The sequence below is a fragment of the Dickeya sp. MK7 genome (assembly GCF_000406305.1).
Classification (GTDB): domain Bacteria; phylum Pseudomonadota; class Gammaproteobacteria; order Enterobacterales; family Enterobacteriaceae; genus Dickeya; species Dickeya fangzhongdai.
On the sequence record NZ_CM001984.1, the window covers coordinates 481,668 to 506,842 of the forward strand.

The following is a 25,175-nucleotide window of genomic DNA, read 5'->3' on the forward strand; positions in this document are numbered from 1 at the left end:
GGCGCGCATGGGGCGCGCCGTCTGAGGGTTATTTCTGTAATCTGGCCTGCTTCAGCGTGGTATATAACCGCGCCTTGTCGTGCTCGCTGAGGTTCTTCTGGGTCACGGCGTGCATAAACGCAGCGTGATTCAGCCGGCTCAGGCTGCCGCCCTGTTTGTGCAGGGTATCGGCGAGTTGCTGTAGCAGCACGCCGTTCAGTTTGGCGATTTGGGCGCGCACTTCGTCCAGCGGGCGCGGCTGCCAGTCTTTCTCCGGCACAGCCAACCAGTCGGCGCGGTAGCGATACTGAATCGCCTTGGCGGCATCCATCTGCGCCTGAATGAACGGCGTAACCGAGTCGGCGTCCAGCCCGTACTGCGTCGCCTGCTGTCGGCTGGCTTTCAGTACGTTGTCTTCCTGTTGCAGATCCTCAATCGCCAGATGATGAGCCGCTTTGTAGCCCGCCACATCCTTCATGTAGCCGAGGCGTTGGTTAACCAGTGATGCCAGATCGGCGCTTTCCGCTGCCAGCGCACTGGTGCTGATCAGGCAGGCTACCAGACACATTGTCCGTAACATATTGTCTCCAGATGGTTGAAAGTAAGAAGGCAAAGCCGCCATATCGACCCTGCCGTCGCCACGGACGCCTGCGGCGAACACGGCAATCATCGCGCCACCATCTTAAGTGCATGGCATAGCGTTGTGATCAACGCGGCGATGGCGGATTCGTAACCAGACGTACATGTTGTTTTGCATTCTGTGCGGTGATTACTGGATGTGATTGTATGAATTCGTGTTATCAGCCGATGCGGCTACCCTGATTCCACGCGCGCTGCCGTAGATTATTTCACCCGTAACCGCTGGAGCCGGAAAGGGAAGCGATAGTGGAAGCCGCTGCATTTTTATAAAATTTTCATACTGTTGGACATATATTGATACGTTCCGCCAGCGGGCGTGGCGGAACGCGGCGTCATCCGGAGTGGTCGGGACGGGGCGATGGCAGCGAGGTGTCCGCCAGTTTGCGCCGCAGACCGATCAGCAATCCGATGCCGGACAGCAGCGAGAGCGCGATGGCGATATGCATGAACCAGGTCAGCGGCCAGTCGTAGCGCTCGGACAGAAACAGGAACACGCCCATCAGCGGCAGCACCGACTGGTTCAGCATCAGGATCAGCGAGGAAACGCTGGCCAGCCGCTCGTAGGGAATCAGCGTCAGGCGCAGGGTGCGCATGATATTGCCGGTGAAGACCTTACCGACGATGCCCAGCGCGTAGAACGTCAGAAACGGCCCCAGGTGATCGAGCGTGGTGGTCAGCAACAACGAAGCGACGACAATCAGGCCGAGTCCTGCCGCCAGCAGCGCTTCCCGGCTCAGGCGACTGAGCGCCGCGCCGTAAACCAGCGTGGATAAAAATCCTGCCGCGCCGGCGCAAATATCAATGAAACCAAAATATTTCACTGATAACCCCATCTGATTTTCAATCAGGGCGGCGCCGCCGGACTCCACCAGCCCATCGAACATATTATTTCCGGCCGCCAATACGATCATCAAAATAATAAATGGATTTCTGATTATCATCAGTAGCGGGAATAATTTTTTTGGCGCTGGGCGAGGCGAGTTGATTTTATTTTCCGACGCCGGGTCCGGGGTGAAAGAAAACAAGCGAGAGGTGAGGAAATAATAAGCGTTGCATAAATAGAATGTGGCGGCGATATACAAAAGCGTCAAAAAACCGTATTCATACAACAGTATGCCAATCAACGGCCCCAGCACCATGCCGAGTAAATCCAGCCGGGTCAGCAGGTTGGCGTCCCGATCGATGTGGCGGCTATGGGCGGCGATCAGCTTTTCCACGGCGGTGAGGGTTTGCGCGTTGCCGATAGACACCCCGGCGCCCAGTAGCCCGCAGGCCAGCGCCAGCGTCAACGGTTGTTCGGCAAAATTCAGCACCAGACAGAGCAGCAGGCAGCCAAACGCCTTGACCGCGTCGGACGCGATAGAAATGGGGCGGACGCCCCAGCGATCAATCAGCGCGCCCAGCGCCGGGATCAGCACAATGCGCGGCAGCCACCATAACGTATAAGACAAACCGGAGTAGGTCAGGCTTTGGGTTTCGGCGTAGACCAGCACCGGAATCAGGAACACCATCAAACCATCGGCGATAAACACCAATGCAAGAAAAAAAAGCAAAACCGGACTCATGGGATAAATACCCCTGACAGCATAACCCTCCATAGCTGCAAGTTGCGGGGACATCGGTTTTCTCCGCCACCCCGGCCGCCTGCTGTTGTAAGCGCCTGGGGATTCACTGCGTCGCCGTCGTCCTGCCACTCGAATTATTTCGGGTATATCAGGTCATGTTTTGTAAATTAAAAAAATGACGTAAGCGGAAACAAAAAATAAACGCTACGGCACCGTATAAGCGCCTCAATATAATAATGTGTCGTCGGGAAAGTAAATGTTTATTTATTGACAAAACCGGGGTAAACATTTTTTGTTTAAAATAATTTTACCGCTTATTATCAATTTTGAAAAATGCGCTGCCCACATCAGTCATGTTGCTGTCATTACTTTTTGGCTATTCTGTGGTGATCTAAATGGATTGGTGCAGGAGAACGGCATGGATTTACTTGGTTTTGAACAGACGCTCAGTCAGTACGTCGCCCGGCATCTGGCGGACTCCGTGGATAGCGCGCACGATCACCACCATCTGGTGCGGGTGGCGAACAGCGCCCGGCACATTCAGCGCACGGAAGGGGGCGACCTGCGGGTAATTATCGCCGCCGCCTGGCTGCATGACATTGTTTTGATTCCGAAAAATCACCCGGATCGCAGCCGGGCTTCGCGCATGGCGGCGGAAGAAGCGGTGCGTATCCTGTCGCTGGATTTCCCCGATTTTCCCTACGCGCTGTACCCGGCGGTGTTTCATGCGGTTGAGGCGCACAGCTTCAGCGCCGGCATTACGGCGGAAACGCTGGAAGCCAAAATCGTGCAGGATGCCGACCGGTTAGATTCGCTCGGCGCGCTGGGGCTGGCGCGGGTGTTCTATGTGGCGGGCATGATGGGGCGGCCGTTGTTTGATCCGCAGGATCTGTTCGCTTGCGATCGCGAGCTGGACGATCGCCTCTACACGCTGGATCACTTCCGCGTCAAACTGATGCGCTTGCCGGAAACCATGAATACGGCGGAAGGCAAACGCATCGCCGAAGCCAATGCATCCTGGCTGGTTGACTTTCTGGCCAAGCTGGCCGGGGAAGTCAATGGCGACCCGACCTTGCTGGATCCGCTGGTTCGCGCGCAATTCAGCGCCTGGCATCCCTGGCTGACCTGACGCGCGCCAGCTAATCCCGAAGCGTCGTACCGGCTGTTGCCGGTACGACGCTTATCTCACACCGGCCACTGCGCCAGCCGGATGCCGCGCGCAGGCGCGTTATCGCGGAAATCCTGCAACACGGCCTGTACATCCGGGTCGATATAGTCCGCGTTGTCGTGTTCCACAATCACCACGCTGTTGGCCGGGATGCGGTTCAGCAGGCCCTGCAGACGCGGGTTGTGGACAAACGTCAGGTTCTGCTGGAAACGCAGCACGAAGTGATCGCTGTAGCGGGTGAGCTGCAGCGCGTTGCGGTGGCTGCCGTAGAAATTGATGAGCAATTGCGTCACCATCCCCAGCGCGATCCCCGCCAGCATGCCCAGCGCGATAATGCCGACGATGGTGGTGATAAACGGTATGAACTGTTGCCAGCCCTGTTTCCACTGTTCGACAAACAGCGACGGCGACGCCAGTTTGTAGCCGGTATAGAGCAGTACCGCCGCCAGGCTGGCCAGCGGAATGGCGTTGAGCAGGTCGGTCAGGTACAGCACGCTCAACAGCAACAGCACGCCATGCAGCAGGATGGAGATTTTACTGCGCGCGCCGGCGTTGACGTTGACCGAACTGCGCACGATCACCGCCGTGATGGGCAGACCGCCGAGAAAGCCGCTCAGAAAATTACCGATCCCCTGGGCGCGCAGTTCCTTGTCCGGCGATGGGGGCGGCGTCTGCGGCTTGATTTTCTTCAATGCTTCCTGGCTCAGCAGGGTTTCCAGGCTGGCGACCAGCGCCAGCGTAACCGCCACCATGTAGACGGCCGGGTTACGCCATGCCAGCCAGTCCGGGCGCAGCAGCTCGTCGGTCATTTCGGTGAAGCCGGCGAATTCCGGCAGTACGATGCGCGGCATGCTGCCGAGGATTTCCGGCATCGCCTGCGCGCCATACAGGGTGAATATCCCGCCGAACAGCACCGCGACCAGCGGCCCTGGCAGCCAGGTCAGATAGCGGTGGTTTTTTACCGCCGAGGTTCCCCACAGCCATTGCAGCAGCAAACCGCCGCCCGCGACGACGATAGCGCCGATAGAGAGCGCCGCGGCCGGGTTTTGCCACAGACTGCTGAATTTGGCTTTGGCGTCCGCCCCCAGCGCCAGCGGGAACTGCTGGATGATCAGAAGCAGACCGATGGCGGCCAGCATGCCGCGGATGACGCTGCCGGGAATCACCGAAATGAAGCGTCCGGCGCGGGCGACCCCCATCAGGAACTGCAACACGCCGGCCAGCATGATCGCCAGCAACAGCGCGGAGAATGAGCCCAGCGTTTCGATAGCGCCGGAAACAATGGTGACCAGCCCGGCGGCCGGGCCGCTGACTGCGAAACGGGATGGGCTGAACAGGGTGACCACCAGCCCGCCGATCAGGCCGGTCAGCAGGCCGACGAACGGCGGCAGACCGCTGGCCTGGGCGATGCCGAGGCACAGCGGCAACGCCACCAGGAAAACCACCAGACCGGCGGGAATATCCTGCCGAAGCGTACTCAGGTTCATGTCGATTCCTCCACGGCGTATTGATGAATAAGCTCTTTCAGATGACCGTTGTGCAGGTCGTAAACGCAGCCATAGACGCCCAGTTCGACGCCGTCGCGCCAGGCTTGCAGCACCGGCGGCGCGTTCACCAGCCGGGCGAACTGCTCCAGCACGTTGGCTTCCACCAGTTGATTCTGACGTTGGGCTGCGTCGTCCGCGTCGTCCGCACCGTCGTCCGGCAAAGCGATATGGTGGGCCAGCGAGGCGCGCAACGATCGGATGCGGCGGGACAGCGGCGAATCTTCATTCACCAGTGGCATGCCCGGCAGGTTGACCGCCGCCTGCACCCCGCCGCAGCCGTAGTGGCCGCACAGAACAATGCGCGACACTTTCAGGTATTCCAGCGCGTATTGCAGTACGCTCATGAAGTTGTCGTCGTCGTGGCTCACCATGTTGGCGATATTGCGGTGCACGAACAGCTCGCCCGGATCGGATCCGGTGAGTACTTCCGCCGGCACCCGGCTGTCGGAACAGCCGATCCACAGCGAGTGAGGTTTTTGCACCAGCGCGTGCTTCCTGAAATAGTGGGGGTGGCGCTGCCGCCGTTGCAGTGCCCAACTGCGGTTTTTGGCGAGCAAAGGTTTTAGCGTCGTCACAACAGAACTCTCTCTACCAGGTTGAACATAACTCACAATGAGAAGGTGCCTCGCCGGATAATGGCGGGACACGGCCTAATTAACGCGTCGCATATTCACGGCGCGTATTTATCCGATACCGGAACTGTCACATCCGTTCTTATTCGGAATGATTTTTTCTGTTAAATAAGATAATTCCGATCAGTAATTACTGCGGTTTATCTCTGTCATTCTTTATTCAATAAGAAAAAAGAATGACGGCATCTGTCAGTTGCTGCTGTGGGGAAATAACGACAGTTCAGGAGGTAATAATATTACCCAGTCCCAGTCAGCATTATTTTTATACCCTTCATACTTCAAGTCGCAGGTACGTTGGCTTTATTACATTACCCAGCCATCCATCTCGGCCATACATGAGCCTCGCCCCTTCGGGGCCGCAGCACGCGGCGTTTAACGCTGCTAACGGAATATTTATCATTCATCTCAGTCACTTAATCGAGTAAGCTCCTGGGGATTCGCTGCGTCGCCGCCTTTCTGCAACTCGAATTATGTTGGATACGCTCGTTATGCTTTGTTTTATTTAGTTATTTTACGGCGCCGGTCGTCCTGCATCGTGGATCGCCGTCTGGTTTATTCATGGCAAGCGCCAGCCGCCGCAGGCGATAGCAGATAAGCCTGTGGGGATGTCATAAAAAATTAACAGTATGATTTTTATCAAATTATCTTCTAATTTAAGTATCGGATTTCTCTGTAAAAATCATCGTATGTACAGCGGAAATACGCCGGAGGGAAAGGCATCCTTACCCGTTTTAACACAGCGATTATCACCAGGGTGACAATGTGTTTTTCTGTTGTGTTGTTGTCCTTTTACGTCGTCGTCCTGTCACGGTTTGACTGTCACCCTTATTTTCAACACTGCCTAAATGTATAGCAACAATAATCTGACAATACCAGTCCGATGATAAAATTTATTTTCAATAAATCCACATCAAGAGACGGGTTTTATTTTTAGTTAAGACGGTTAATCCGGAAAGTGAATTGACTTTGGACTGGTTTTGTTCCTGATGTGTATTATTTTTCTTATCGAATAAATAACGGATAATATGTTTATCTTCTTTTTTGAAGATAAAAAAGGCGACGAGAATTTATTCGGTATTGCGGAAATAGATAATTTTTTCTTTTTCGTTGTAAATGATTGTCAGCTATTGTCGCGCCGCGTAGAAAGTGTCCGTACTACTTAGGCGGCTTTTTTTCTGACGATGTGAAGCAGAGCGGGCTGGGATCACGTCATGTTGCGCTGAATCGTGGTATCGATAGACGCTAATGTTTAGCCAGAGGGAGCGATGCATGGAAACGATGTCGCGCGGTCATGACAAACCCGCGGGGAACCAAAGCCTGCTGCGGGGATTTCTGCTGCTTGAGATTTTAAGCAATTACCCGAACGGGTGCCCGCTGGCGCATTTGGCCGGGCTGGCCCGGCTCAACAAAAGCACCGTGCATCGCCTGTTGCAGGGATTGCAGGCGTGTGGCTACGTCACCCCGGCGCCCGCCGCAGGCAGTTATCGTCTGACCACCAGGTTCATTACGGTTGGGCTGACATCGCTGGCGCCGCCAGAGGTGATCCGGCTGATTACACCGCCGTTGCAGGCGCTGAACGCCGCGACCGGAGAAACCGTCAATTTTTCCCGGCGCGACGGCGATTACTGCATTCTGCTCCACAAGCTGGAGCCCACCACCGGTATGTTGCGCACCCGCGCTTACCTCGGGCAGCAGATGACCTTGTTCAGTTCGGCGATGGGGAAACTGTTTCTGGCTGACGACACCAAAGACGCGCTCTTTTCCTACTGGGGCCGCCATCAACCGCATATCCGCAAGCTAACCCCGTATACCATTACCGACCCGGGACACATGCAGCGAGAGCTGGAAGACGTGCGCCAGCGCAAGGTGGCGTTCGATCGGGAAGAGCACGAAGTCGGGGTGTCCTGCATGGCGGCGCCGGTATTTGATGCGCAGCAGCGCGTGAAATACGCCATTTCGTTATCGCTTTCTTCGGCCAAGCTGTGCCAAATCGATGAGGAAACTCTGTTGACGCCGTTGCGCCAGACCGCTGACGTGCTTTCTCAGGCGCTGAAAACCCTGCCCGACGACATGTAAATAAGCGCGAATCCGTACAGCGGGGCGAGGGGTAAGAAGGAAGGCAGGAAAACCGGGCCGTCGACGCGACGACCCGGCGGGATGGATCAGTTGAGGCGCAGCGGAGACTGTTGTGCTTCCAGATGGAAGAAGCGCACGGAGTCGCGTAACTGCTCGCCCTGTTCCGTCATGGACTGGGCGGCGGTGGCGGCCTGCTCGACCAGCGCGGCGTTCTGCTGGGTCACGCGGTCCATTTGGTCAATGGCGATGCCGATTTCCTTGATCCCCTGATGCTGTTCGTTGGAAGCCATCGAGATTTCCGCCACGATGTCGGTGACCTTGGTGACCGAACTGACGATCTCTTCCATCGCGTGGCTGGCGGTGTCGGCGTGGCGGGAGCCATCGGTGATTTTCTCCACCGTGCCTTCGATCAGCGTTTTGATCTCTTTGGCGGCGTTCGCGCTCTTCTGCGCCAGATTGCGGACTTCCCCGGCAACGACGGCGAACCCTTTGCCTTGCTCACCGGCACGCGCCGCTTCCACCGCGGCGTTGAGCGCCAGGATGTTGGTCTGGAAGGCGATGCCTTCGATCACCGAGATAATGTTGACGATTTTCTGCGAACTGTCGGAAATTTCATGCATACGCTTGAGCATGTCGTCCACCACGTTGCCGCCGTGCACCGCGGTTTGCGACGTCTGACGCGCCAGTTCGCTGGCCTGATGGGCGTTATCGGCGTTGCGTTTCACGGTTTCGGTGATCTGCTGCATGTTGGAGGAGGTTTGCACCAGCGACGCCGCCTGTTCCTCGGTACGCTGCGACAGGTCACTGTTGCCCTGAGCGATTTCGCTGGCCGCCAGCGAGATGGATTCGCTGCCGTTCACGATGTTGTGGATGATGTCAGCCAGCTTTTCATTCATGTTCTTCATGGTGGCCAGCAGGCTCTGGGTGTCGCCAGCGCGCAGGTTGATGGCGGTATTGAGGTGCCCGGCGGCGATCTGGTTCATGATCGATACCGCATAGGCCGGCTCGCCGCCAAGCTGACGGGACAGGTTGCGGGCAATCAGCGTGGCGATAACGCCGGTTGCGATCAGCGCCAGCAGTAACAAACCGGATAGAATATAAAGCGCGGTACGATAACCCGTTGCTGCCTCAACGGCGGCCTGATCGCCGCTGGCGATCTCCATTTCCACCAGTTTCGCCAGATCCTTCATCAACTGGGTGCGGTATTTAGCCGAAACCGCGCCGCTGATTTTGCTGGCATCGTCCAGTTTTTCACTGTTGACCGCGTCAATCACCTTGGCGTTGACGTCCACGAAATTCTTGAAATTATCCGTTACCTGGCCGAACAGCGCTTGTTTGTCCTGTGCGTCGTTTTTCACCAGTTTGGCGTAATTGGCCTGGGCGTTCAGAAATACATCCTGATTCTGCAACAGTTCCTTGCGATGGCCCTCTCGCTCGTCGGGCGTTTTGGAAGAGATGTACTGTATCTGCTGCAGACGTAATTCAGACAGGACGCCACGCATTTCCAGCGTATAGCGCACCCCCGGCAGGCGATTGTCGCGGTAGGCGTCGATACGGTCATTATTGGCGCTGAGTTGATAGATGGAAACGGCGCCAATCAGCAACATCATCACGATCAGCACGGAAAAACCGAACAGCAGCTTGGAAAAGACGGTTAATTGCGAGAATTTTTTCATAGTTTTTTTCTTGGCAAGGGAAAGTATCTTTAATAACGGCAGGGTAATTCAAAAATTTATTCCCTTCATAGGGGGGAGTCGTCATTTTGACGAATTGTTTTTTATTTTTTGAATGGTGATTTTGTGATGCCGATTTATGATTTTTTGTTCTTTCTGTGAATATGCCCAAAATAATGCAGGTTGCAGGAGCAGCACGTCACGCTGTGCAAGGCGCGGGCGCGTTGTCCTGCGCCTCAAGTTATTGGGGAGAAAGGGAAGTTTTCTATTTGCGAGACGAATTCATACAAAATAAATAATCGTATGATTCGGCGCTATTAATTTTAGCGGCTGGCGTGCTGACGCGAATTAATCCAGATAAAAAACCGCCTTGAGCTCGGTGCTGACCGGGCTATTATCCGGGTTGGCGGGCATCACCTCTTTCATGTATTTCCACCAGCGCTGGCAGGCGTCGGTTTGCGCGACGGCGTTCCAGCGTTCTTCCGATTCGATTTCCACGTACGCGAACAGCAGGTTGCGCGCCGGGTCGAGGAAGATGTTGTAGTGGTGTGCGCCGTGCGCTTTCAGTTCCGCTTCCAGCTCCGGCCAGATTGGGTTGTGGCGACGCTGGTATTCCTCGTGGCAATCCGGAAAGACCGGCATCACAAAGGTTTTTTTCAACATATTCGTCATCCTGTAGACAGTGGCAGTGGCCCGCATTCGTCGGGAAACATCCTTGTGTTCCATGCCGGCCGCGCACGACGTCAGGGTTCCGCCTGCTTTTCACCATTACCGGTGAACCCCGACGGCGTTTCTGCCCGCATGGTATCCTGATGGTTATATTCACCCGGCATAACGCCATTTACCCGACACGTAAGGCGGACGCCATCGGCGTGACTCCAAACCGCTCGCCGAGCGCGATCAACTCTTCAGTCGAGATCGTCTGCTTCTTCCCGCCCATCGCGCGCACCTTGACCATCACCTCTGCCGATTTTTCGGCGGTATCGATCAGACCGAAGGCGTCATCCAGCGACGGACCGGTGCCGAAGATGCCGTGAAACGGCCACAGCACCAGCGAATGGTGTTGCATCTGCTCAGCGGTGGCGCTGCCGATGGCGTCGGTGCCCGGCACCATCCACGGAACAATGCCGACGCCGTCCGGGAATACCACCAGACATTCGGTGCTGCCTTCCCACAGCTCGCGGGTAAACGCCGCGCTGTTCAGTTCCAGCACGTAGCTCAGGGCGATCAGGTTGGTGGCGTGGCAGTGCATGATGACCCGATCCCGCCCGTCGCTGAGGTTCATGCGCACGATGTGCGACTGAAAATGCGCCGCCAGCTCCGAGGTCGGCAGGCCGCCGTGGGTCAGCCCCCAGAAGATACGGTAACCGCGGCCGTCGTCATCCACCTGCAACAGCGCCAGACTGTCGGCCGGGTCCAGTTGGACATTGCGAAAGAACTTGCCGGAGCCGGTGACGATAAACCAGCAGCCTGCCAGTTCCGGCATCGGCTGGGACAGCGCTTCGTGCCGCGGCTGCGGATAAAAGTCGCTTTCGAACGGCGTCACGTCGTCTGTGGTCAGGCGCAGGCTGATGTTGCCGCCGTTGCGTTCATCCCAGCCTTTGAGCCACATGTCGCCGGTGGCCTTGATCATTCCCTGTACAAACCAGGAGGTGAGTAGTGATTGCATGGCAAATCCTTAACGTTGACAGAGAACGGTGTTTTCGTAATGACGCACGGACTGCAGCCAGTCGCCGCCGGGCGTGACGTCATGCTGCTGGCAGTAGTGTTCCCACACCGCCTGCCACGGCAGCGATTTCTGCTCTTCCAGCAGCGCCAGCCGGGCGGTGTAGTCGCCGTTTTGTTCCAGCGTACGCAAGGTGTCGGTGGGTTCCAGCAGCGCGCGCAGCAGCGCTTTTTTCATGTTGCGGGTGCCGATAATCCAGGCGGCGATGCGGTTGATGGAAGCATCGAAGAAATCCAGCCCGATATGCACCCGATCGAACAATCGGTGGCGCACGACTTCGTGGGCGATGGCCTGCGTTTCGTCGTCCAGCAGCACCACGTGGTCGCTGTCCCAGCGCACCGGTCGGCTGACGTGCAGCAACAGGCGCGGTACGAACAGGCTGGCGCTGGAGATTTTGTCGGAAATCACTTCGGTGGGGTGGAAGTGACCGGCGTCCAGACACAGCGCGGTCTGGCGGCTGGTGGCGTAGCCCAGATAAAACTCGCTGGAGCCGACGGTAAAACTTTCCGCCCCCAGCCCGAACAGTTTGCTCTCCACCGCGTCGATATGGTGCGCCGGGTCCAGTTTTTCGGCGAGAACCTCGTCGAGCGACGCCAGCAGCCGCTGACGGAACGCCAGCCGGTCGACGGTCAGGTCCTTCATGCCGTCCGGAATCCAGATATTCATTACCGACGCGGTGCCCAGTTCCTGTCCGAACCAGGCGGAAATACGGCGGCTGGCCTGACAGTGCTCAATCCAGAAACGGCGCACGTTTTCATCCGGGTGCGACAGGGTAAAACCGTCGCTGCTAAGCGGGTGCGAAAAACAGGTGGGGTTGAAGTCCAGCCCCAGTTGATGTGTTTTGGCCCAGGCTACCCAGTGGCTGAAATGGTGCGGTTCGATGGCGTTGCGCGCCACCGGCGTATCCGATTCCAGATAGATGGCGTGCAGATTCAATCGCTTCGGGCCGGGGATCTGGCGGAACGCCTGCTCCAGATCGGCGCGCAGTTCGGCGGCGTTGCGCGCTTTGCCGGGATAGTTGCCGGTGGCCTGAATACCGCCGGTCAGCGCGCCGCTGTCGTGCTCGAAGCCGGCGACGTCGTCGCCCTGCCAGCAGTGGATGGAGACCGGAATCTGATCCAGCTGGCGCAGCGCGGCATCCACATCAATATTCAGTCGGGCGTAACGTTCTCTGGCCAGCCGCCAGGCGGTTTCTATCGCGGTATTCATACGGTAAGCTCCTCGTTAACCTGGCACAGCGCCTGAAAACGGCGCCAGTGACCAGCAAAATCACTATCCTGTCGGGGGATAAACGGTTGCAGCGGAATGTTGTCGGTGAGCAGACGGCGAAAGGCGTCCAGATCCGCCACGTCGCCCTGCGCCATCAGCTGACAGCCGATGTTGCCGAAGGTCGAGGCTTCGGCCGGACCGGCCAGTACCGGCACCTGACAGACATCGGCGCACAGTTGGTTCAGCAGGCTATTACGACTGCCGCCGCCCACCACATGCAGATGGCGCAGCGGCGCACCGCGCAGCTCGCCCAGCGTCAGCAGGCCCTGACGGTAGGACAGCGCCAGGCTATCCAGAATGCAGCGCGCCAGCGCGGCGGTATTGGCAGGCCGCGGCTGGCCGTGTTCGCGGCAGAGTTCATACAGCGCGTCGCTCATCGACGGCGGATTAATCAGCCGCGCGTCGTTCGGATTGATCAGGCTGACGAAGCCCGGCTGCGCCGCCGCGGCGTCAAGCAGCGCCGGCAGGTCCGCGATCTGCTGTTCCTGACACACCTGCTGCAACAGCCAGAGTCCCATAATATTTTTCAGTACCCGGTAACGGCCGCCGACCCCGCCTTCATTGGTGATGTTGGCGGCCAGCGCCGCCGGACCGGCCAACGGTTCACGGCTTTCAATACCGATCAGCGACCAGGTGCCGGAGCTGAGGTAGGCGCTGTCCGCGTCGGTCAGCGGGGTGGCGACCACCGCGCTGGCGGTATCATGGGTGGCGACCGTCACTACCGGCACGGCACGGCCGCTGGGTGCTACCCAGTCGCCCACCCGGCGGCCCGGCTGGCGCGGTGCGGCGAGCCAGTTGGGCGGCACGCCCAGATAATCCAGCAGACAGCGGTCCCAGTCGCCGCTATCCAGATTCAGCAACTGGGTGGTGCTGGCGTTGGTGTATTCGCAGGCCATCTGGCCGGTCAGCCGGTAGTGGAAGTAGTCCGGGATCATCAGCAGGTGCGCCACCTGCCCCCAGACGTCCGGATCCTGCTGGCGCAGCGCCCGCAGTTGGTAGAGGGTGTTGAACGGCAGAAACTGGATGCCGGTCTGCCGGTAGAGGCGCTCGCGGCCCAGTTCGGCGATGACTTGCGCCATCTGGCCGTCGGTGCGGTGGTCGCGATAGGCGTAAGACAGACCCAGCCGGTTGCCTTGCCGGTCCAGCGGCACCATGTCTACGCCCCAGCTATCGATACCGATGCTGACGGGGTGAATGCCGCACGCGTCGACGGCTTCAAGCCCGTGGCGAATCTGGCGTTCCAGTTCGTCCAGATCCCACAGATGATGCCCCTGCCAGTGCCGCAGCGGATTGTTGAAACGGTGAGTTTCCGCCAGCGTCAACCGCCGGGTTTCGACCTCCAGCGACGCCAACATCACCCGCCCGCTGGATGCGCCGAGATCGACCGCTACGTAATGCTTGGCCGCCATTGCCGTTCTCTCCGTTGTCGTTATGGTGTGTTTGTGACTGTGTTCGGCAGTGTAGGAGAGTTGGAACGGCGGCACCTTTGGGTGAGTGCCATCTGAAAAATGGGGTTGGCAAAATGGCAAAGTTGACTGTGAATCGGCTCACAGTTTATGGCGATAGTCAGCTTGTAACCCTGTAATAACGAGTTGTAAACGCTTGTGATCCTGCACACAGTTCAGTGATTTAACCGCCGGATCTTGAAAAAATGACCTCGCGACGGCGATGTCGCGGCGCTATTTTAAGGCGCGGGGGCCTGCCTTCTGACTACTATCCGGACATGCGGATGCGTCGCTGAGGGGAGGAACGCGGCATGACACAACTTCATGGCGAAGAGTTTTTTGCTTCACAAGCGGCGACGGTGGCGGTGGAACCTCGCATGCCGCAGTGCGCCTTTCCTGAGCATTATCACGACTTCTGGGAAATCGTGCTGGTGGAGCAGGGGGCCGGCGTGCACGTGTTCAACGACCAGCCTTTTGCCCTGTGCAGCGGGGCGGTGTTCTTCGTGCGGGACAACGATCGCCATCTGTTTGAACAGGTGGAGGAACTGCACCTGACCAATGTGCTGTATCGGTCGCCGCGCGGGTTTCGCTTTTTGTCGGACATCGCGCCGTTTCTGCCGTATGGCGCCAATGGCGAGTGGCTGGGGCAGTGGCAGGTGAACGCCGCCGCCCAGCAGCAGGTCAAGCAGTTGATCCTGCAACTGGCGGCGCTGGCGCATCATGATCAGCCGGAGGATATCGCCGCCAGCGAAAGCCTGTTCCTGCAAATTCTGGTGCTGCTGCGGCAAAAGCGTTTCCAGACGCAGGGCGACGGCAGCGCACAGCAGGGCATCCAGGCGTTGCTGGGCTGGTTGCAGCACAACTTTTGTGAAGAGGTGGATTGGGAAACGCTGGCGGACCGCTTTTCGCTGTCGCTGCGTACGCTACACCGGCAACTGAAGCAGCACACCGGCATGACGCCGCAGCGCTATCTGAACCGGTTGCGGCTGCTGGAGGCCCGGCGTCGGTTGCAGCACAGCGATGACTCCATCACCACCATCGCCCATGATTGCGGCTTTAGCGACAGCAATCATTTTTCCACGCAGTTTCGCAAAGCCTTTTCGCTGGCCCCCAAAACGTTGCGCCATCAGGCGCTGTGTGAGGACTAAGAGCCTATCCCAGTAGGCGTTATAGGGGCGACAGGCTGTGCCATCCCGCGGGTTGAAGTTACGAACGGAAGATTACTTTCTTACCGACAAGAATACGGTCACGGTGGCGGAGCGCAGCCCGCAGCCGGCGTTTCCGTTGCATCATCACGACTTCGACGAGCTGGTGATCGTCTGGCGCGGCAATGGCCTGCACCTGTGGAATGATGTTCCCTACCGTATTACCTGCGGCGACCTGTTCTATGTCACCGCCCGCGACCGTCACAGCTACGAATCGGTGCATGACCTGGAGCTGGACAATATCCTTTATATCCGTGACCGCCTGACGCTGCCCACCGACTGGCAAAACCTGCTGCCGGGCGGCGAGGTGCCGCAGCAACAACGCTACTGGCGGCTGGCGACCCAGAGCATGGATACCTTGCGCGACAAAGTGGAAAATCTGACGCAGGAATGCATGAAATCGGACCCGCTGTCGTTACAGCTCAGCGAAGTGCTGCTGTTGCAGATTGCGTTGCTGGCGCTGCGTTATCGCTACGCGCCGGACAGCACGCAACTGGCCGACGCCCAACAGCTGGACCTGCTGATGAATGCGTTACGCGCCAGCATCGCCCGGCCGTTCCGGCTGGAGGATTTCTGCCGGTTGCACGACATCGGCATGCGCAGCCTGCGCAGTCGCTTCAAACAGCAGACCGGCATGAGCGTTGCGCAGTATCTGCGCCAGTTACGGCTGTGCCGGGCGATGGAGCTGCTGCGCCACAATCGCCAGACCATCAGCGAAGTGGCGGCCGAATGCGGCTTTGACGACAGCAACTATTTTTCCGTGGTGTTCCATCAGGCGTTCGGCGTCACGCCGAGCGGTTACCGGCAGCGTTTTCAGGTTGGTGGCAAAGCGTGAGATGGTGGGCGGCTATCGTTATTTCGATGACGGCTGACGTGTTGAGCGTGAGGTGTGATAATAACGCCAGAGTTTTATGATAAGTAAATAGGCCAGTATTGCTGTGATTAATTCAATAACCATCATTGCCGAAATATAAAGATCTTCAGGATCGCGGATACTGAGAGCATCAGACAGCCTAAACAGCAACGTTACTTGATCTTTGGTCATAGGAACGGGGTAGGTATGAACATAACGTACCGATAAGAAAAATAAAATAATAAATAAAATCGACTTTAGTGCTCTGCGGGTAAATGTGGTCATTAGTGATTATATTTTTATTTTTCTGGTTAACGTTTCATGGATTGATGGTATTTCCATGCTCGCATACCTAACCCGTACAACACCACGGTGATAACCATATTAATCAGCAGTACTGCCAGCAGGTAAAACCACTCCGGATCATGGAATCCCAGACCGTTGGCAACCGTGACAAGCCGGTCGGTCATGTTCCGCGTGAATGTTATCGGGTAGGGATGGATATACCTCAGTGATAGGTAATAAAGGGTGAAAAATAATAGAGTCTTAAACACCCTACGGGAAAATATTGTCATCAGTCACGACCTTAATATTCTTGTTGGCGTTGTCACAACGCGCTGCCTATAGATTAGCACGTCTATCAAAGGTATTTATTGCCGTGGCTGGAGCATTTTATGCTGAAGTGATTTTAGGTTGCCGTTCTGGACGTAATGGGCGCCATCATGCACTACATTTTCATTTTAATTGAAAACGTAACGTACATGATGGCGCGCTGAAATAACGTCAGGCGTAAATATCGTTATTTTGTCGGTTAATCGCTACCGGGGCGACGGTGGAAAGTAATTGCCGGGTGTACGGGTGTTGCGGTTGGTTAAAAATCTGCTCCACGGTGCCGCGTTCCACCACGTCGCCGTCTTTCATGACCGCAATCCGGTGACTCATGTGTTGTACCACCCCCAGATCGTGGGAGATAAACACCATCGACAGTTGCAAGCGTTGCTGCAACGCCACCAGCAGGTCCAGCACCTGCGCCTGAGTGGTGACATCCAGCGCCGATACCGGTTCGTCGCAAATCAGCACATCCGGCTCCGCCGCCAGCGCCTGGGCGATGGAGATGCGCTGGCGCTGCCCGCCGGATAACGATTGTGGTCGTCTGGAGAGCAGCGTCGGCGACAACCCCACCAGTTCCAGCAGAGCAAGAATACGCTGCTGGCGGACAGGCGGGCTGAGATCGCGCCGTAGGCGCAACGGTTGTTGTAGGATCTGCTCAATGGTGAACTGCGGATCGAACGAACTGAGCGGATCCTGCGTGATGGTTTGAATACGGGCGCGTAACGGGCGGCGTTCTCGTTCGGCCAGCGAGCTCCACGGTTGGCCGGACAGGCGCACTTCACCGTTGTCCGGTTGCTGCAATGCCAGAATCACTTTCCCCAGCGTGGTCTTGCCGGAGCCGGATTCGCCGACAATGCCCAGCGTCTCACCTCGTTCCACCGTCAGCGAAATGTTGTTCACCGCCGTCATACGGCTGCCGTCCGGGCGTTTGAACGAGACGGATACGCCGTCTACCTGCAACGCCAGCCCGTTCTTTTCGCCTGATTCGCCGGCGGAAGAGAGCAGAGTCGACGCCTGCGGGCTAAGCGGGTTTTCTCCCGCCAGCCAGTTGCCGCGGGTGGCGGCGGTCGGGATAGCGGCCAGCAGCCTGCGGGTGTAAGGGTGCTGGGGAGCGGACAGCACCTGTCGCGCCGGGCCGCGTTCCACCAGCGTACCTTTCTGCATCACCATCACCTGATCGGCGACCTGCGACACCACCGCCAGATCGTGGGTGATCAGCAGCACGCCGTGTCCGGCCTGCGCCAGCGCGGTGAACAGTTTCAGTACCTGCTGCTGGACGGTGGCATCCAGCGCGGTGGTGGGTTCGTCGGCGATCAATAGTTTTGGCCCGGCGGCCAGCGCCGAGGCGATCAGCGCCCGCTGGCGCAGCCCGCCGGACAGTTCATGCGGGTACTGCGCCGCGCGGTTGGCCGGATCGGGAATACCGACCTGGGCCAGCAACTCAGCGACGCGCGTCGCCACATCGTTACGCGACGCCAGTTTATGGGTCAGCAGCGGTTCCGCCACCTCCTGCCCGATGCGCCGTAACGGATCGAGCGACACCAGCGCGTCTTGCAGCACGAAGCCGATCTCCCGGCCGCGCACCTGTTGCCACTGCCGATCGCTGAGTTTTTGCAGGTCGCACCGGCTGCCGTCGTGGCGCACCAGTTCGATAGCGTTGGCCTGAATCTGCGCCCGTTCACCCGCCAGCCCGACCAGCGTTCGGGCGGTGACCGATTTGCCGGAGCCGGATTCGCCCACCAGCGCCAGAATTTCACCCGGATTAACCTGAAACGACAGGTTGAGCACCGATTCCACCGGCCCGTGCGGGCTGGGGAAGGTCACGTTTAATCCATCGACGCGTAGCAACGGCTGCAAAGCAGACTGACTCATGCTGCCCCCTTAGCCAAAATGGCCTGCAAACGCCGGCCCAGCAGGGTGATGACGATTACCGACAGCGCAACGACGCTGGCGGGAAACAGGCTGACCCAGGGGGCGATATCCAGGAAGTTGCGGCCGTCGGCCAGCAACGCGCCCCATTCCGCCGTGGGCGGCACCACGCCAAGCCCGAGGAAACTCAGCGCAGAGGCGGACAGCACCGCGTTGCCGACGCCGATGGTCGCCAGAATCAGCAACGGCCGTAATGTGTTGGGAATGATATGGCGCACCACGATGTACAGTGGATGCTCGCCCAGCGCGACAGCGTGTTCCACGTAGCCGGACAGTTTCACCTGCAGCACCTGCGAGCGCACCAGCCGCGCATAGCTGGCGACGCCGGCCAGCCCTACCGCCAGCAGCGTATTTTCCGGGCCGCGCCCCAGCACCGCGATCACCAGCAGCGCCAGCAGCATTTCCGGAAACGCCAGCATGATATCCAGCAGCCGCACCAGTACGCGGCGTACCGGCAACGGCGCCAGCGCCGACAAAGTGCCCAGCAGCACGCCGCCGAGGCAGGCGATTAACATCGCGCCGACGCCGATACTCAGCGACAGTGACGTGCCATAGACGACGCGGGTGAACACGTCGCGCCCGAGCGGGTCGGTGCCGAACCAGTGGTCCGCGCTGGGCGGCTGGAGCACCGCCCCCATGTCCATCTCATCCGGCAGGCGGTGGGTGAACAGCGTAGGGAAAAACACCGCCAGCAGTAAAAGCAGTACGGCGGCGGCAGGAAGCAGGGTTGCCGGCGCCAGCCAGGGGCTACGATAGACCGTGCGATAAGGGGTATGCATCAGCGTCAGAGGCTCACGACTGGTTAAAGGTTCACTGCTCATGGGCGTTCGCCTTTTTTCTCAAACGGGGGTCGATAATCAGATACAGCGCATCCACCAGCAGGTTGATGACCACAAACAGCAGGGCGGACAGCATCACCAGCCCCAGCACCAGCGGCATGTCGCGGCTTTCGATGGCGTGCAGGGTAATCTGGCCGATGCCGGCGCGGCCGAACACGGTTTCGGTCAGCACCGAGCCGCTCAGCACGCCCGCCAGCAGGGTGCCGGTCAGGGTTGACGCCGCCAGCGCGCCGTGGCGCAGGCCGTGCCGAACGCGCAGCCAGGTTTCGCTGACGCCGCGGGTGCGCACCGTCAGCGCGAACGGCTGCGATAGCGCCTCTTCCAGCCCGTCGCGCAGCACCTGGCTTAGCAGAGCAGCCAGCGGCAGACTCAGGGTGACAACCGGCAGCACCAGCGATATCAACCCGTCGTTGCCCATTACCGGGAACCATTGCAGACGGAAGCTGAAAACGCTGAGCAACACGATGCCGACCCAGTAGACCGGCGTGCTGAGCAGCGTCAGTTCCAGCCAGGACATCAGCGCCCGCAGCCGGGCATGGCGTCCGGCGGTCAGCAAGGCGTTGAGGATCGACAGCAGCAGCGCCAGCACCAGCGCGCTGAGCGCCAGCTGGACGGTTTCCCGCATGGCGTCGCCAATCAACGCCACTACCGGCTGCCGGTACTGATAGCTGATGCCGAAATCGCCTTGCAACGCTTGTCCGCAGTAGCGCAGGTATTGCATCCACAGCGGCTGATCGAGCCCGAATTGCTTGATCAGCGCTGCCCGGTACGCCTCATCCACCACGTTATCGCCGCCGCTCAGGATCGCCACCGGATCGCCGGGGATCAGCTTGACGGCAATAAACGTCAGCGTGGCTGCGCCCCAGAGCACAGCCACGATGGTGAAGAGTCGCTGGAGAGCCGTGACGGCCAGGTTACGGTTTAATCCAGACATCATAGAAGTTCGGTTTAGCGTTGGTGGCCCAGCTGATGCCCTGTACTTTCTTCGACAGGCCCAGTTGGTAGGCCGGGACGAACAGCGGCACGGCATAAGCCTGGTCGAGCAGTTCGTGCTGGATCTGGCTGTAGAGCTGCTGACGCTCGGCGTCGCTGGCGCCGATGGCTTTTCTCAGCTTGTCATCCAGCGAGTGGGTGCGGCTGAAGTTGTTGCCGTTGGGGGGAATATAGTTGGAATCAAACACGGTACGCAGGATATCCGGCTCGGCGCGCACAAAGTAGTTGGACGCGATGTCGTAGTCGTTATCGTTGGTGCGGCTGATGAAGCCCCCGCTGTCCACCGGATTAAGCTGGACATCGATACCGGCCTGTTTCACCTGGAACTGCACTGCCTGGAACAGGGTGATTTCCGCTGCTTCCGATGAACCGGTGCTGTAGACGAAATGTACGGTCAGGCGTTTGCCGTCTTTGGTGCGGTAGCCTTCGCCGTCTTTGGTTTTCCAGCCTGCGTCATCCAGCAACTGGTTGGCTTTCTTCAGATCAAAACCGCCCAGCGATGCGGCTGACTTGTCGTAATACAGCGTGGAAGGACCAAGAATATTATCCGCGGCTTTCAGGGTGCCGAAGAACGCCACTTTTGTCGCTGACGCGGCATCCACCGCGTGCAGGAAGGCGCGGCGCACGCTGACATCCTGGAATGGGCCTTTGGAGGTGTTGAGGTAAAGCACCCGGTTAACGCCAGGGTTCTCGCGGGCGATCAGTTCCAGACGGTTGTCTTTTTTCAGCGCGGCGGCGTTGGCGGGCGGCACGGCGTCAATCGCCTGCACCTGGCCGCTGCTCAACGCGCCAAGGCGCACTGAGGATTCCGGCAGATATTTAAATTCGATTTTATCCAGATAGGCCGGACCGGTGTGGGCGGCATAGCCCGGTCCCCAGTGATAATCCGGACGTTTTTTCAGGCGGCTGCCGCTGCCTTTTACGAAGGATTCCAGAATGAACGGACCGGAGCCGACGATGGTGTTGCTGGTATTCGGAGTGTTTTTCAGGTACGTCGGCGACTGAATGCCCAAATACGGCAGGCTCAGCCCCTGCAATAGCGCGGCGAACGGGCTCTTATAGCTGATCACCAGCGTGTAGTCGTCCGGCGTGGTAATGCTGTCGATTGGCCCCAGCAGGGACTTGGCGTAGCTGGAGGTGGTTTTCGGGTCGAGAATACGGTCCAGGTTGTATTTTACCGCCGCCGCGTCCAGTTTGGTGCCGTCGCTGAACGTCACGTCCTTACGCAGGTGGAAGGTATAACGGGTGTTGTTGTCGCCGATTTCCCAGCGTTCGGCCAGCCAGGGCGTAAAACGGTTGTCTTCCGCCTGACCAACCAGCGAATCCACCACGTTGCGGGCGACCAGCGCCGCCACGGAATAAGCGGTGATGGATGGATCGATGACCGGGGTATCGCTGCCCAGCCCGATATTCAGCGTGCCGCCTTGCACGGGCGTAACGGTGGCGTCCGCCGCGTGGGCGAAAGGCGATGCGCCCACCGCCAGAGACAGCAGCCCTGCGGTGAGTAAGGAGATCCGTGATGTTTTGCTTGCCGGAGATAATGTCGCCATTCCCTGAGTCCTCGAAATTAGCATAGTAATAAGGAGTGTAGTCTTAACAACCTACTCTAGGGAGTTGCCGGAAGTGTGTAAAAGCATAAAAAATTATTTTTAATTCCCAAAAGGATATAAAAGAAGACTGTTTTTATTAAGGTCGTTTTTATAAAGCTGCTTCATAAAGCATGAGAACAAAGGCCATCCTGAATAGATGGCCTGATGAGGCAGGAAACTCAGTGCGCGTGTTGTGTAGTCAGCGCGTTGTCTTCTGACTGGTGGGTGATGCGGTTACGCAGATCGCGCCGCGCCAGTTCGGCAACCCAGAAGCAGAACATGTGGCCGAAGATTTCTGAGAAGTGCTCGGCGAGCGGCTGGTCCCACGGTGCCGGTACGGTACCGAACAGCGGCAGCAGCACCACATGGAAGACGGCCCACAGCACCAGACCGTAAAAAGCGCCTTGCCAGAGCTTGATGCGCGGCCAGAATTCCGCTGCTACGCAATAAAGCACGGTAAAGGTAATCGAGAAGCCGAAATGCATGATGAAACTCATGATCGGCCGCGGATTGCCGTTGAACAGATAGGTCAGATGCGAGAGATCAAACGACATGCCAAGCTGTTGCAATAGCTGCTGAGGCGGGTTGGTAAGATCCCTTTCCGGGGTACGAGGCGGGAAGGGAATTTCCCAGCCGAATTTGGCGATCGCGCAAATGATGCCGGCAATAATGCCAATCATCACCGCCAATATAATTTTTTCCTTAACGGTACGAGCCTGCATGGTATTTCTCCTTGGGAATAAAACAAAAAAAAGAAAAGACGAACAGTGAATAATTCACTCTCCTTTAAATAGTTACGATCGTCTTTGCCGATAGCATACGCCTTTAAATCACGATGTTCGAGTGTTAGTCATCAAGGCTATCTATCTGATGTGTTAATTGTTTTTTCCAATCATGATAGATGTTCTTTTAATGCGACAGATATTAAATGCTGTGGCTTCTTGTAATGAAAATGTATTGTGATTTATCTGAGGAATGGATAATTCCGTCTGTAAATATTAATGCGTTATCGAATGTGGCGAAAATAATTGGTGGTGCTTATTTTACTGTTATTATGAAATCTGAATGCTGCGTAACTGCCTGGACATTATTCAGACGAAAATAACATCTGCGCCTGACAAGGATGATCAATGAGAAAAGTGATGTGGCTGGCAATGTTGCTGGTCGTGCCGTTACTGGCGTCCTGTATCCGTTTTTCCAATCCCGCTCCTTATAAAAAGATGCTGCGCGCCCAGTTCGGCGAGCAGTTGCAGTACCTCGATATGACCCGGCTTTCCCCCTCGGAACCGTTTAAATCCTGGCAAGGCGCGTATGCGCTCTACCTGCTCGATCGCAGCGACGACCAGACCTTTATGGTCCGCTTTGCCGAAACCGACGCACCGGCGCAGTTTGTGGCGCGGGTGCAGGCGGAACGGGCAGAGAAGACAGCGTTCGTCAAACGACAGCAGGCGTACCTCGATCGGTTGCTGAAACTGAATCTGACGGGCGATTTTTTCTCGCTGGCAGGTGAGGATTTGCAGGATCGGGATGAGTGGCTGGTGGCTTATTTTGCCGATCTTTCACAGCTTGGTCAGGATCGGTTTTTTATGTCAGACGCCAGTCTGAAAGCGCTGGCGGCCGCGCTGGCGCAGAATCGCGATCCCAAACCGACGATCCGGATTTACGACGCCAGCCTGAAAGACAAGTACGCCGGCGTATTGAAAAAACACTATCACGGCATTAATGAACCGATCGGCGGCGAGCGTTATACCTATCGCATCAGTCTGGCGGATGGCGGCGCTGTCGCTTATGGTATCGATAATACTGTTTCTCCCGCGCCGGGCATTGTCGAAGAAAAAAAGACCCCGCTCTATGATCGCTGCTATCAGGTTATTGCCCGGCAGATTAGCGAAAATTATTTTTATCGCACCTATGGCGTCTATATTTCACCGCTTGGTTTTTATCTGGGCGATTCGGTTATCCGCGAACGTATTCAGGAAAAATTGGGAACCCGGCCTTATTTTTCTTTTTCGCTGCTGGATCAAGTGAACGGTCAGAAGGTGGTGCGAGGCATCGTGGAATATACCGACTGGAAGAACGGCGATGGCAAACAGCAACTGTTTGAATATACCTATTTCTTTGCCGGCGAGCGGGTCGTACTGCGGGATTTGCGGGCCGCGCCATAATGCACGCGGCCTGATATTCTCAGGTTATGCGGCATGGATCAGCCGGCATGATCCAGCCAGTCCGGTAGATCGTTAAGCCCCATCGCCTGACGCACCAGAGTCGGTTTTATGCCCGGCAGCGTGTCCGCCAGTTTCAGGCCGATGTCGCGCAGCAGGCCGCCGACCGGATGGGACGCGGCGAACAGGGTGCGAAAGCCCTGCATACTCGCCAGCATCAGCGCGGCGCTGTGCTTGCGACGCCGTTCGTAGCGCCGCAGATACAGGTGCTGGCCGATGTCTTTGCCCTGCGCTTGCAACCGCTTGAGTTCGGCAATCAGCTCCGCCACGTCCATAAATCCGAGGTTGACGCCCTGGCCGGCCAGCGGATGAATGGTGTGCGCCGCATCGCCCGTCAGCACCAGCCGATGGGCGGCAAAGCTGCGGGCATAGCGCGCGGTGAGCGGGAAGGTTTGACGGTCGCCCTCCAGCTGGCACAGCCCCAGCCGCATATCGAAGGTCATCGCCAACTGCCTGGCGAACTCGTCGGCGGGCAGCTCGCGCAGCTGTTGAGCGCGTTCCGGCGGCAGCGACCAGACAATCGAACAGAGGTGCGGATCGCTCAGCGGCAGAAACGCCAGAATGCCGTCGCCGTGGAACACCTGGCTGGCGATGGCGCCGTGCGGCCGCTCGGTGCGGATGTTGGCGACCAGCGCATGATGGCCGTAATCCCAGAAAGTCAGCGGAATGTCGGCGTGCTGGCGCAGCCAGGAGTGCGCGCCGTCCGCCCCCACCACCAGCCGGGCGGTGAGCATGCTGCCGTCTTCCAGCGTAATGAAGGCTTCGTTTTCGCCCCAGGCGACCTGCCGCAGCGCGGCGGGCGCCAGCAGGGTGATGTCCCGCGACTGGCTTGCCTGCTGCCACAGCGCCCACTGGATGACGTCGTTTTCAATAATGTGGCCGAGACGGGAGAAGCCGAACTCTTCCCCGCAAAAACGGATATTGCCGAAGCTGTCTTTGTCCCAGACATACATTTCGTTGTAAGGACTCAGCCGCTGCGCGGCAATACCCGGCCAGACGTTGAGCTTGCGCAGCAGCGCCTCGCTGGCGGCATTGATGGCGGAGACGCGCAGCGCGTGCGGGCCGTTCGCCAGCGGTTCGGTCGCGGTCTGTTTTTCCAACACGGCGACGCTCAGGCCGCTGCCTTGCAGACCGCAGGCCAGCGCCAGTCCAACCATTCCCCCGCCCGCGATGACCACATCAAATGATTGCATAGAGCATGAATTCCTGTCTGT

Annotated in this window: 22 protein-coding genes; 5 read left to right on the forward strand and 17 right to left on the reverse strand. The window is 57.9% G+C overall.

All coding sequences use genetic code 11. The features are described from left to right. Nucleotides 1-28 precede the first annotated feature (28 nt). On the reverse strand, nucleotides 29-559 hold the full coding sequence (locus DXXMK7_RS02280; protein ID WP_038917674.1) for a chorismate mutase: 531 nt from the start codon (nucleotides 557-559) through the stop codon (nucleotides 29-31). Between the two features lie 391 nt (nucleotides 560-950). Further along, nucleotides 951-2,183, reverse strand: a complete 1,233-nt coding sequence (locus tag DXXMK7_RS02285) for an MFS transporter (RefSeq protein WP_038917675.1) — start codon at nucleotides 2,181-2,183, stop codon at nucleotides 951-953. 418 nt (nucleotides 2,184-2,601) lie between these two features. Between DXXMK7_RS02285 and DXXMK7_RS02290 the strand changes: the two genes are divergently transcribed. Next, nucleotides 2,602-3,312, forward strand: a complete 711-nt coding sequence (locus tag DXXMK7_RS02290; protein ID WP_038917676.1) for an HD domain-containing protein — start codon at nucleotides 2,602-2,604, stop codon at nucleotides 3,310-3,312. A gap of 56 nt (nucleotides 3,313-3,368) precedes the next feature. Here DXXMK7_RS02290 and DXXMK7_RS02295 read toward each other — a convergent pair whose 3' ends face one another. Further along, on the reverse strand, nucleotides 3,369-4,838 hold the full coding sequence (locus tag DXXMK7_RS02295; protein ID WP_038917678.1) for a SulP family inorganic anion transporter: 1,470 nt from the start codon (nucleotides 4,836-4,838) through the stop codon (nucleotides 3,369-3,371). Continuing rightward, on the reverse strand, nucleotides 4,835-5,473 hold the full coding sequence (locus DXXMK7_RS02300; protein ID WP_038917679.1) for a carbonic anhydrase: 639 nt from the start codon (nucleotides 5,471-5,473) through the stop codon (nucleotides 4,835-4,837). The genes DXXMK7_RS02295 and DXXMK7_RS02300 overlap by 4 nt, the downstream gene beginning before the upstream one ends. Before the next feature lie 1,326 nt (nucleotides 5,474-6,799). Between DXXMK7_RS02300 and DXXMK7_RS02305 the strand changes: the two genes are divergently transcribed. Then, nucleotides 6,800-7,606: an IclR family transcriptional regulator gene (locus DXXMK7_RS02305; protein WP_038917680.1), complete on the forward strand. Its 807-nt coding sequence runs from the start codon at nucleotides 6,800-6,802 to the stop codon at nucleotides 7,604-7,606. An 86-nt stretch (nucleotides 7,607-7,692) separates the two neighbouring features. Here the strand turns inward: DXXMK7_RS02305 and DXXMK7_RS02310 are convergent, their stop codons facing one another. The 5 genes from DXXMK7_RS02310 to rhaB form a co-directional block, all read right to left on the reverse strand. After that, nucleotides 7,693-9,282: a methyl-accepting chemotaxis protein gene (locus DXXMK7_RS02310; protein WP_038917681.1), complete on the reverse strand. Its 1,590-nt coding sequence runs from the start codon at nucleotides 9,280-9,282 to the stop codon at nucleotides 7,693-7,695. A gap of 345 nt (nucleotides 9,283-9,627) precedes the next feature. Then, nucleotides 9,628-9,942, reverse strand: coding sequence for an L-rhamnose mutarotase (gene rhaM / locus DXXMK7_RS02315; protein ID WP_038917683.1), 315 nt, complete (start codon nucleotides 9,940-9,942; stop codon nucleotides 9,628-9,630). Between the two features lie 178 nt (nucleotides 9,943-10,120). Next, nucleotides 10,121-10,948 carry a rhamnulose-1-phosphate aldolase gene (gene rhaD, locus DXXMK7_RS02320; protein ID WP_038917684.1) on the reverse strand — a complete coding sequence of 276 codons (828 nt, stop codon included), beginning with the start codon at nucleotides 10,946-10,948 and terminating at the stop codon, nucleotides 10,121-10,123. 9 nt (nucleotides 10,949-10,957) lie between these two features. Beyond that, nucleotides 10,958-12,214: an L-rhamnose isomerase gene (locus tag DXXMK7_RS02325; protein WP_038917685.1), complete on the reverse strand. Its 1,257-nt coding sequence runs from the start codon at nucleotides 12,212-12,214 to the stop codon at nucleotides 10,958-10,960. Then, nucleotides 12,211-13,683 carry a rhamnulokinase gene (rhaB, locus tag DXXMK7_RS02330; protein WP_038917686.1) on the reverse strand — a complete coding sequence of 491 codons (1,473 nt, stop codon included), beginning with the start codon at nucleotides 13,681-13,683 and terminating at the stop codon, nucleotides 12,211-12,213. Before rhaB ends, DXXMK7_RS02325 begins: the two co-directional genes overlap by 4 nt. Nucleotides 13,684-14,030: 347 nt before the next feature. On the opposite strand from rhaB, the gene rhaS reads away from it, so the two are divergent. Then, complete coding sequence (rhaS, locus tag DXXMK7_RS02335; protein ID WP_038917687.1) at nucleotides 14,031-14,867, forward strand: HTH-type transcriptional activator RhaS; 837 nt, start codon at nucleotides 14,031-14,033, stop codon at nucleotides 14,865-14,867. Between the two features lie 37 nt (nucleotides 14,868-14,904). After that, nucleotides 14,905-15,759, forward strand: coding sequence for an HTH-type transcriptional activator RhaR (rhaR, locus tag DXXMK7_RS02340; protein ID WP_038917689.1), 855 nt, complete (start codon nucleotides 14,905-14,907; stop codon nucleotides 15,757-15,759). Nucleotides 15,760-15,777: 18 nt separating this feature from the next. Here rhaR and DXXMK7_RS21525 read toward each other — a convergent pair whose 3' ends face one another. From DXXMK7_RS21525 to DXXMK7_RS02370, 7 genes are all read right to left on the reverse strand, one after another. Next, nucleotides 15,778-16,062 (reverse strand): hypothetical protein, encoded by a 285-nt coding sequence (locus DXXMK7_RS21525; RefSeq protein WP_071605142.1) that lies wholly within the window; start codon nucleotides 16,060-16,062, stop codon nucleotides 15,778-15,780. A gap of 26 nt (nucleotides 16,063-16,088) precedes the next feature. Continuing rightward, a complete protein-coding gene (locus tag DXXMK7_RS22965; protein ID WP_231348833.1) occupies nucleotides 16,089-16,247 on the reverse strand; it encodes a hypothetical protein in 159 nt (52 codons plus the stop codon). 313 nt (nucleotides 16,248-16,560) lie between these two features. Then, the gene (locus DXXMK7_RS02350; protein WP_038917691.1) at nucleotides 16,561-18,261 is read right to left on the reverse strand and encodes an ABC transporter ATP-binding protein; all 1,701 of its coding nucleotides are present in this window, start codon (nucleotides 18,259-18,261) and stop codon (nucleotides 16,561-16,563) included. After that, complete coding sequence (locus tag DXXMK7_RS02355; protein WP_107760757.1) at nucleotides 18,258-19,097, reverse strand: ABC transporter permease; 840 nt, start codon at nucleotides 19,095-19,097, stop codon at nucleotides 18,258-18,260. The genes DXXMK7_RS02350 and DXXMK7_RS02355 overlap by 4 nt, the downstream gene beginning before the upstream one ends. A gap of 31 nt (nucleotides 19,098-19,128) precedes the next feature. Beyond that, on the reverse strand, nucleotides 19,129-20,094 hold the full coding sequence (locus DXXMK7_RS02360) for an ABC transporter permease (RefSeq protein WP_038662791.1): 966 nt from the start codon (nucleotides 20,092-20,094) through the stop codon (nucleotides 19,129-19,131). Beyond that, nucleotides 20,072-21,700: an ABC transporter substrate-binding protein gene (locus DXXMK7_RS02365; RefSeq protein ID WP_038917693.1), complete on the reverse strand. Its 1,629-nt coding sequence runs from the start codon at nucleotides 21,698-21,700 to the stop codon at nucleotides 20,072-20,074. Before DXXMK7_RS02365 ends, DXXMK7_RS02360 begins: the two co-directional genes overlap by 23 nt. Before the next feature lie 218 nt (nucleotides 21,701-21,918). Further along, on the reverse strand, nucleotides 21,919-22,461 hold the full coding sequence (locus tag DXXMK7_RS02370) for a DUF1440 domain-containing protein (protein ID WP_038917695.1): 543 nt from the start codon (nucleotides 22,459-22,461) through the stop codon (nucleotides 21,919-21,921). Nucleotides 22,462-22,869: 408 nt separating this feature from the next. Here DXXMK7_RS02370 and DXXMK7_RS02375 point away from each other — a divergent pair, with 408 nt between their 5' ends. Next, nucleotides 22,870-23,904, forward strand: coding sequence for a hypothetical protein (locus DXXMK7_RS02375; protein WP_038917696.1), 1,035 nt, complete (start codon nucleotides 22,870-22,872; stop codon nucleotides 23,902-23,904). A 38-nt stretch (nucleotides 23,905-23,942) separates the two neighbouring features. On the opposite strand, the gene ubiI is transcribed toward DXXMK7_RS02375, so the two are convergent. Then, nucleotides 23,943-25,154, reverse strand: coding sequence for an FAD-dependent 2-octaprenylphenol hydroxylase (gene ubiI / locus DXXMK7_RS02380; protein ID WP_038917697.1), 1,212 nt, complete (start codon nucleotides 25,152-25,154; stop codon nucleotides 23,943-23,945). Nucleotides 25,155-25,175: the final 21 nt, after the last annotated feature.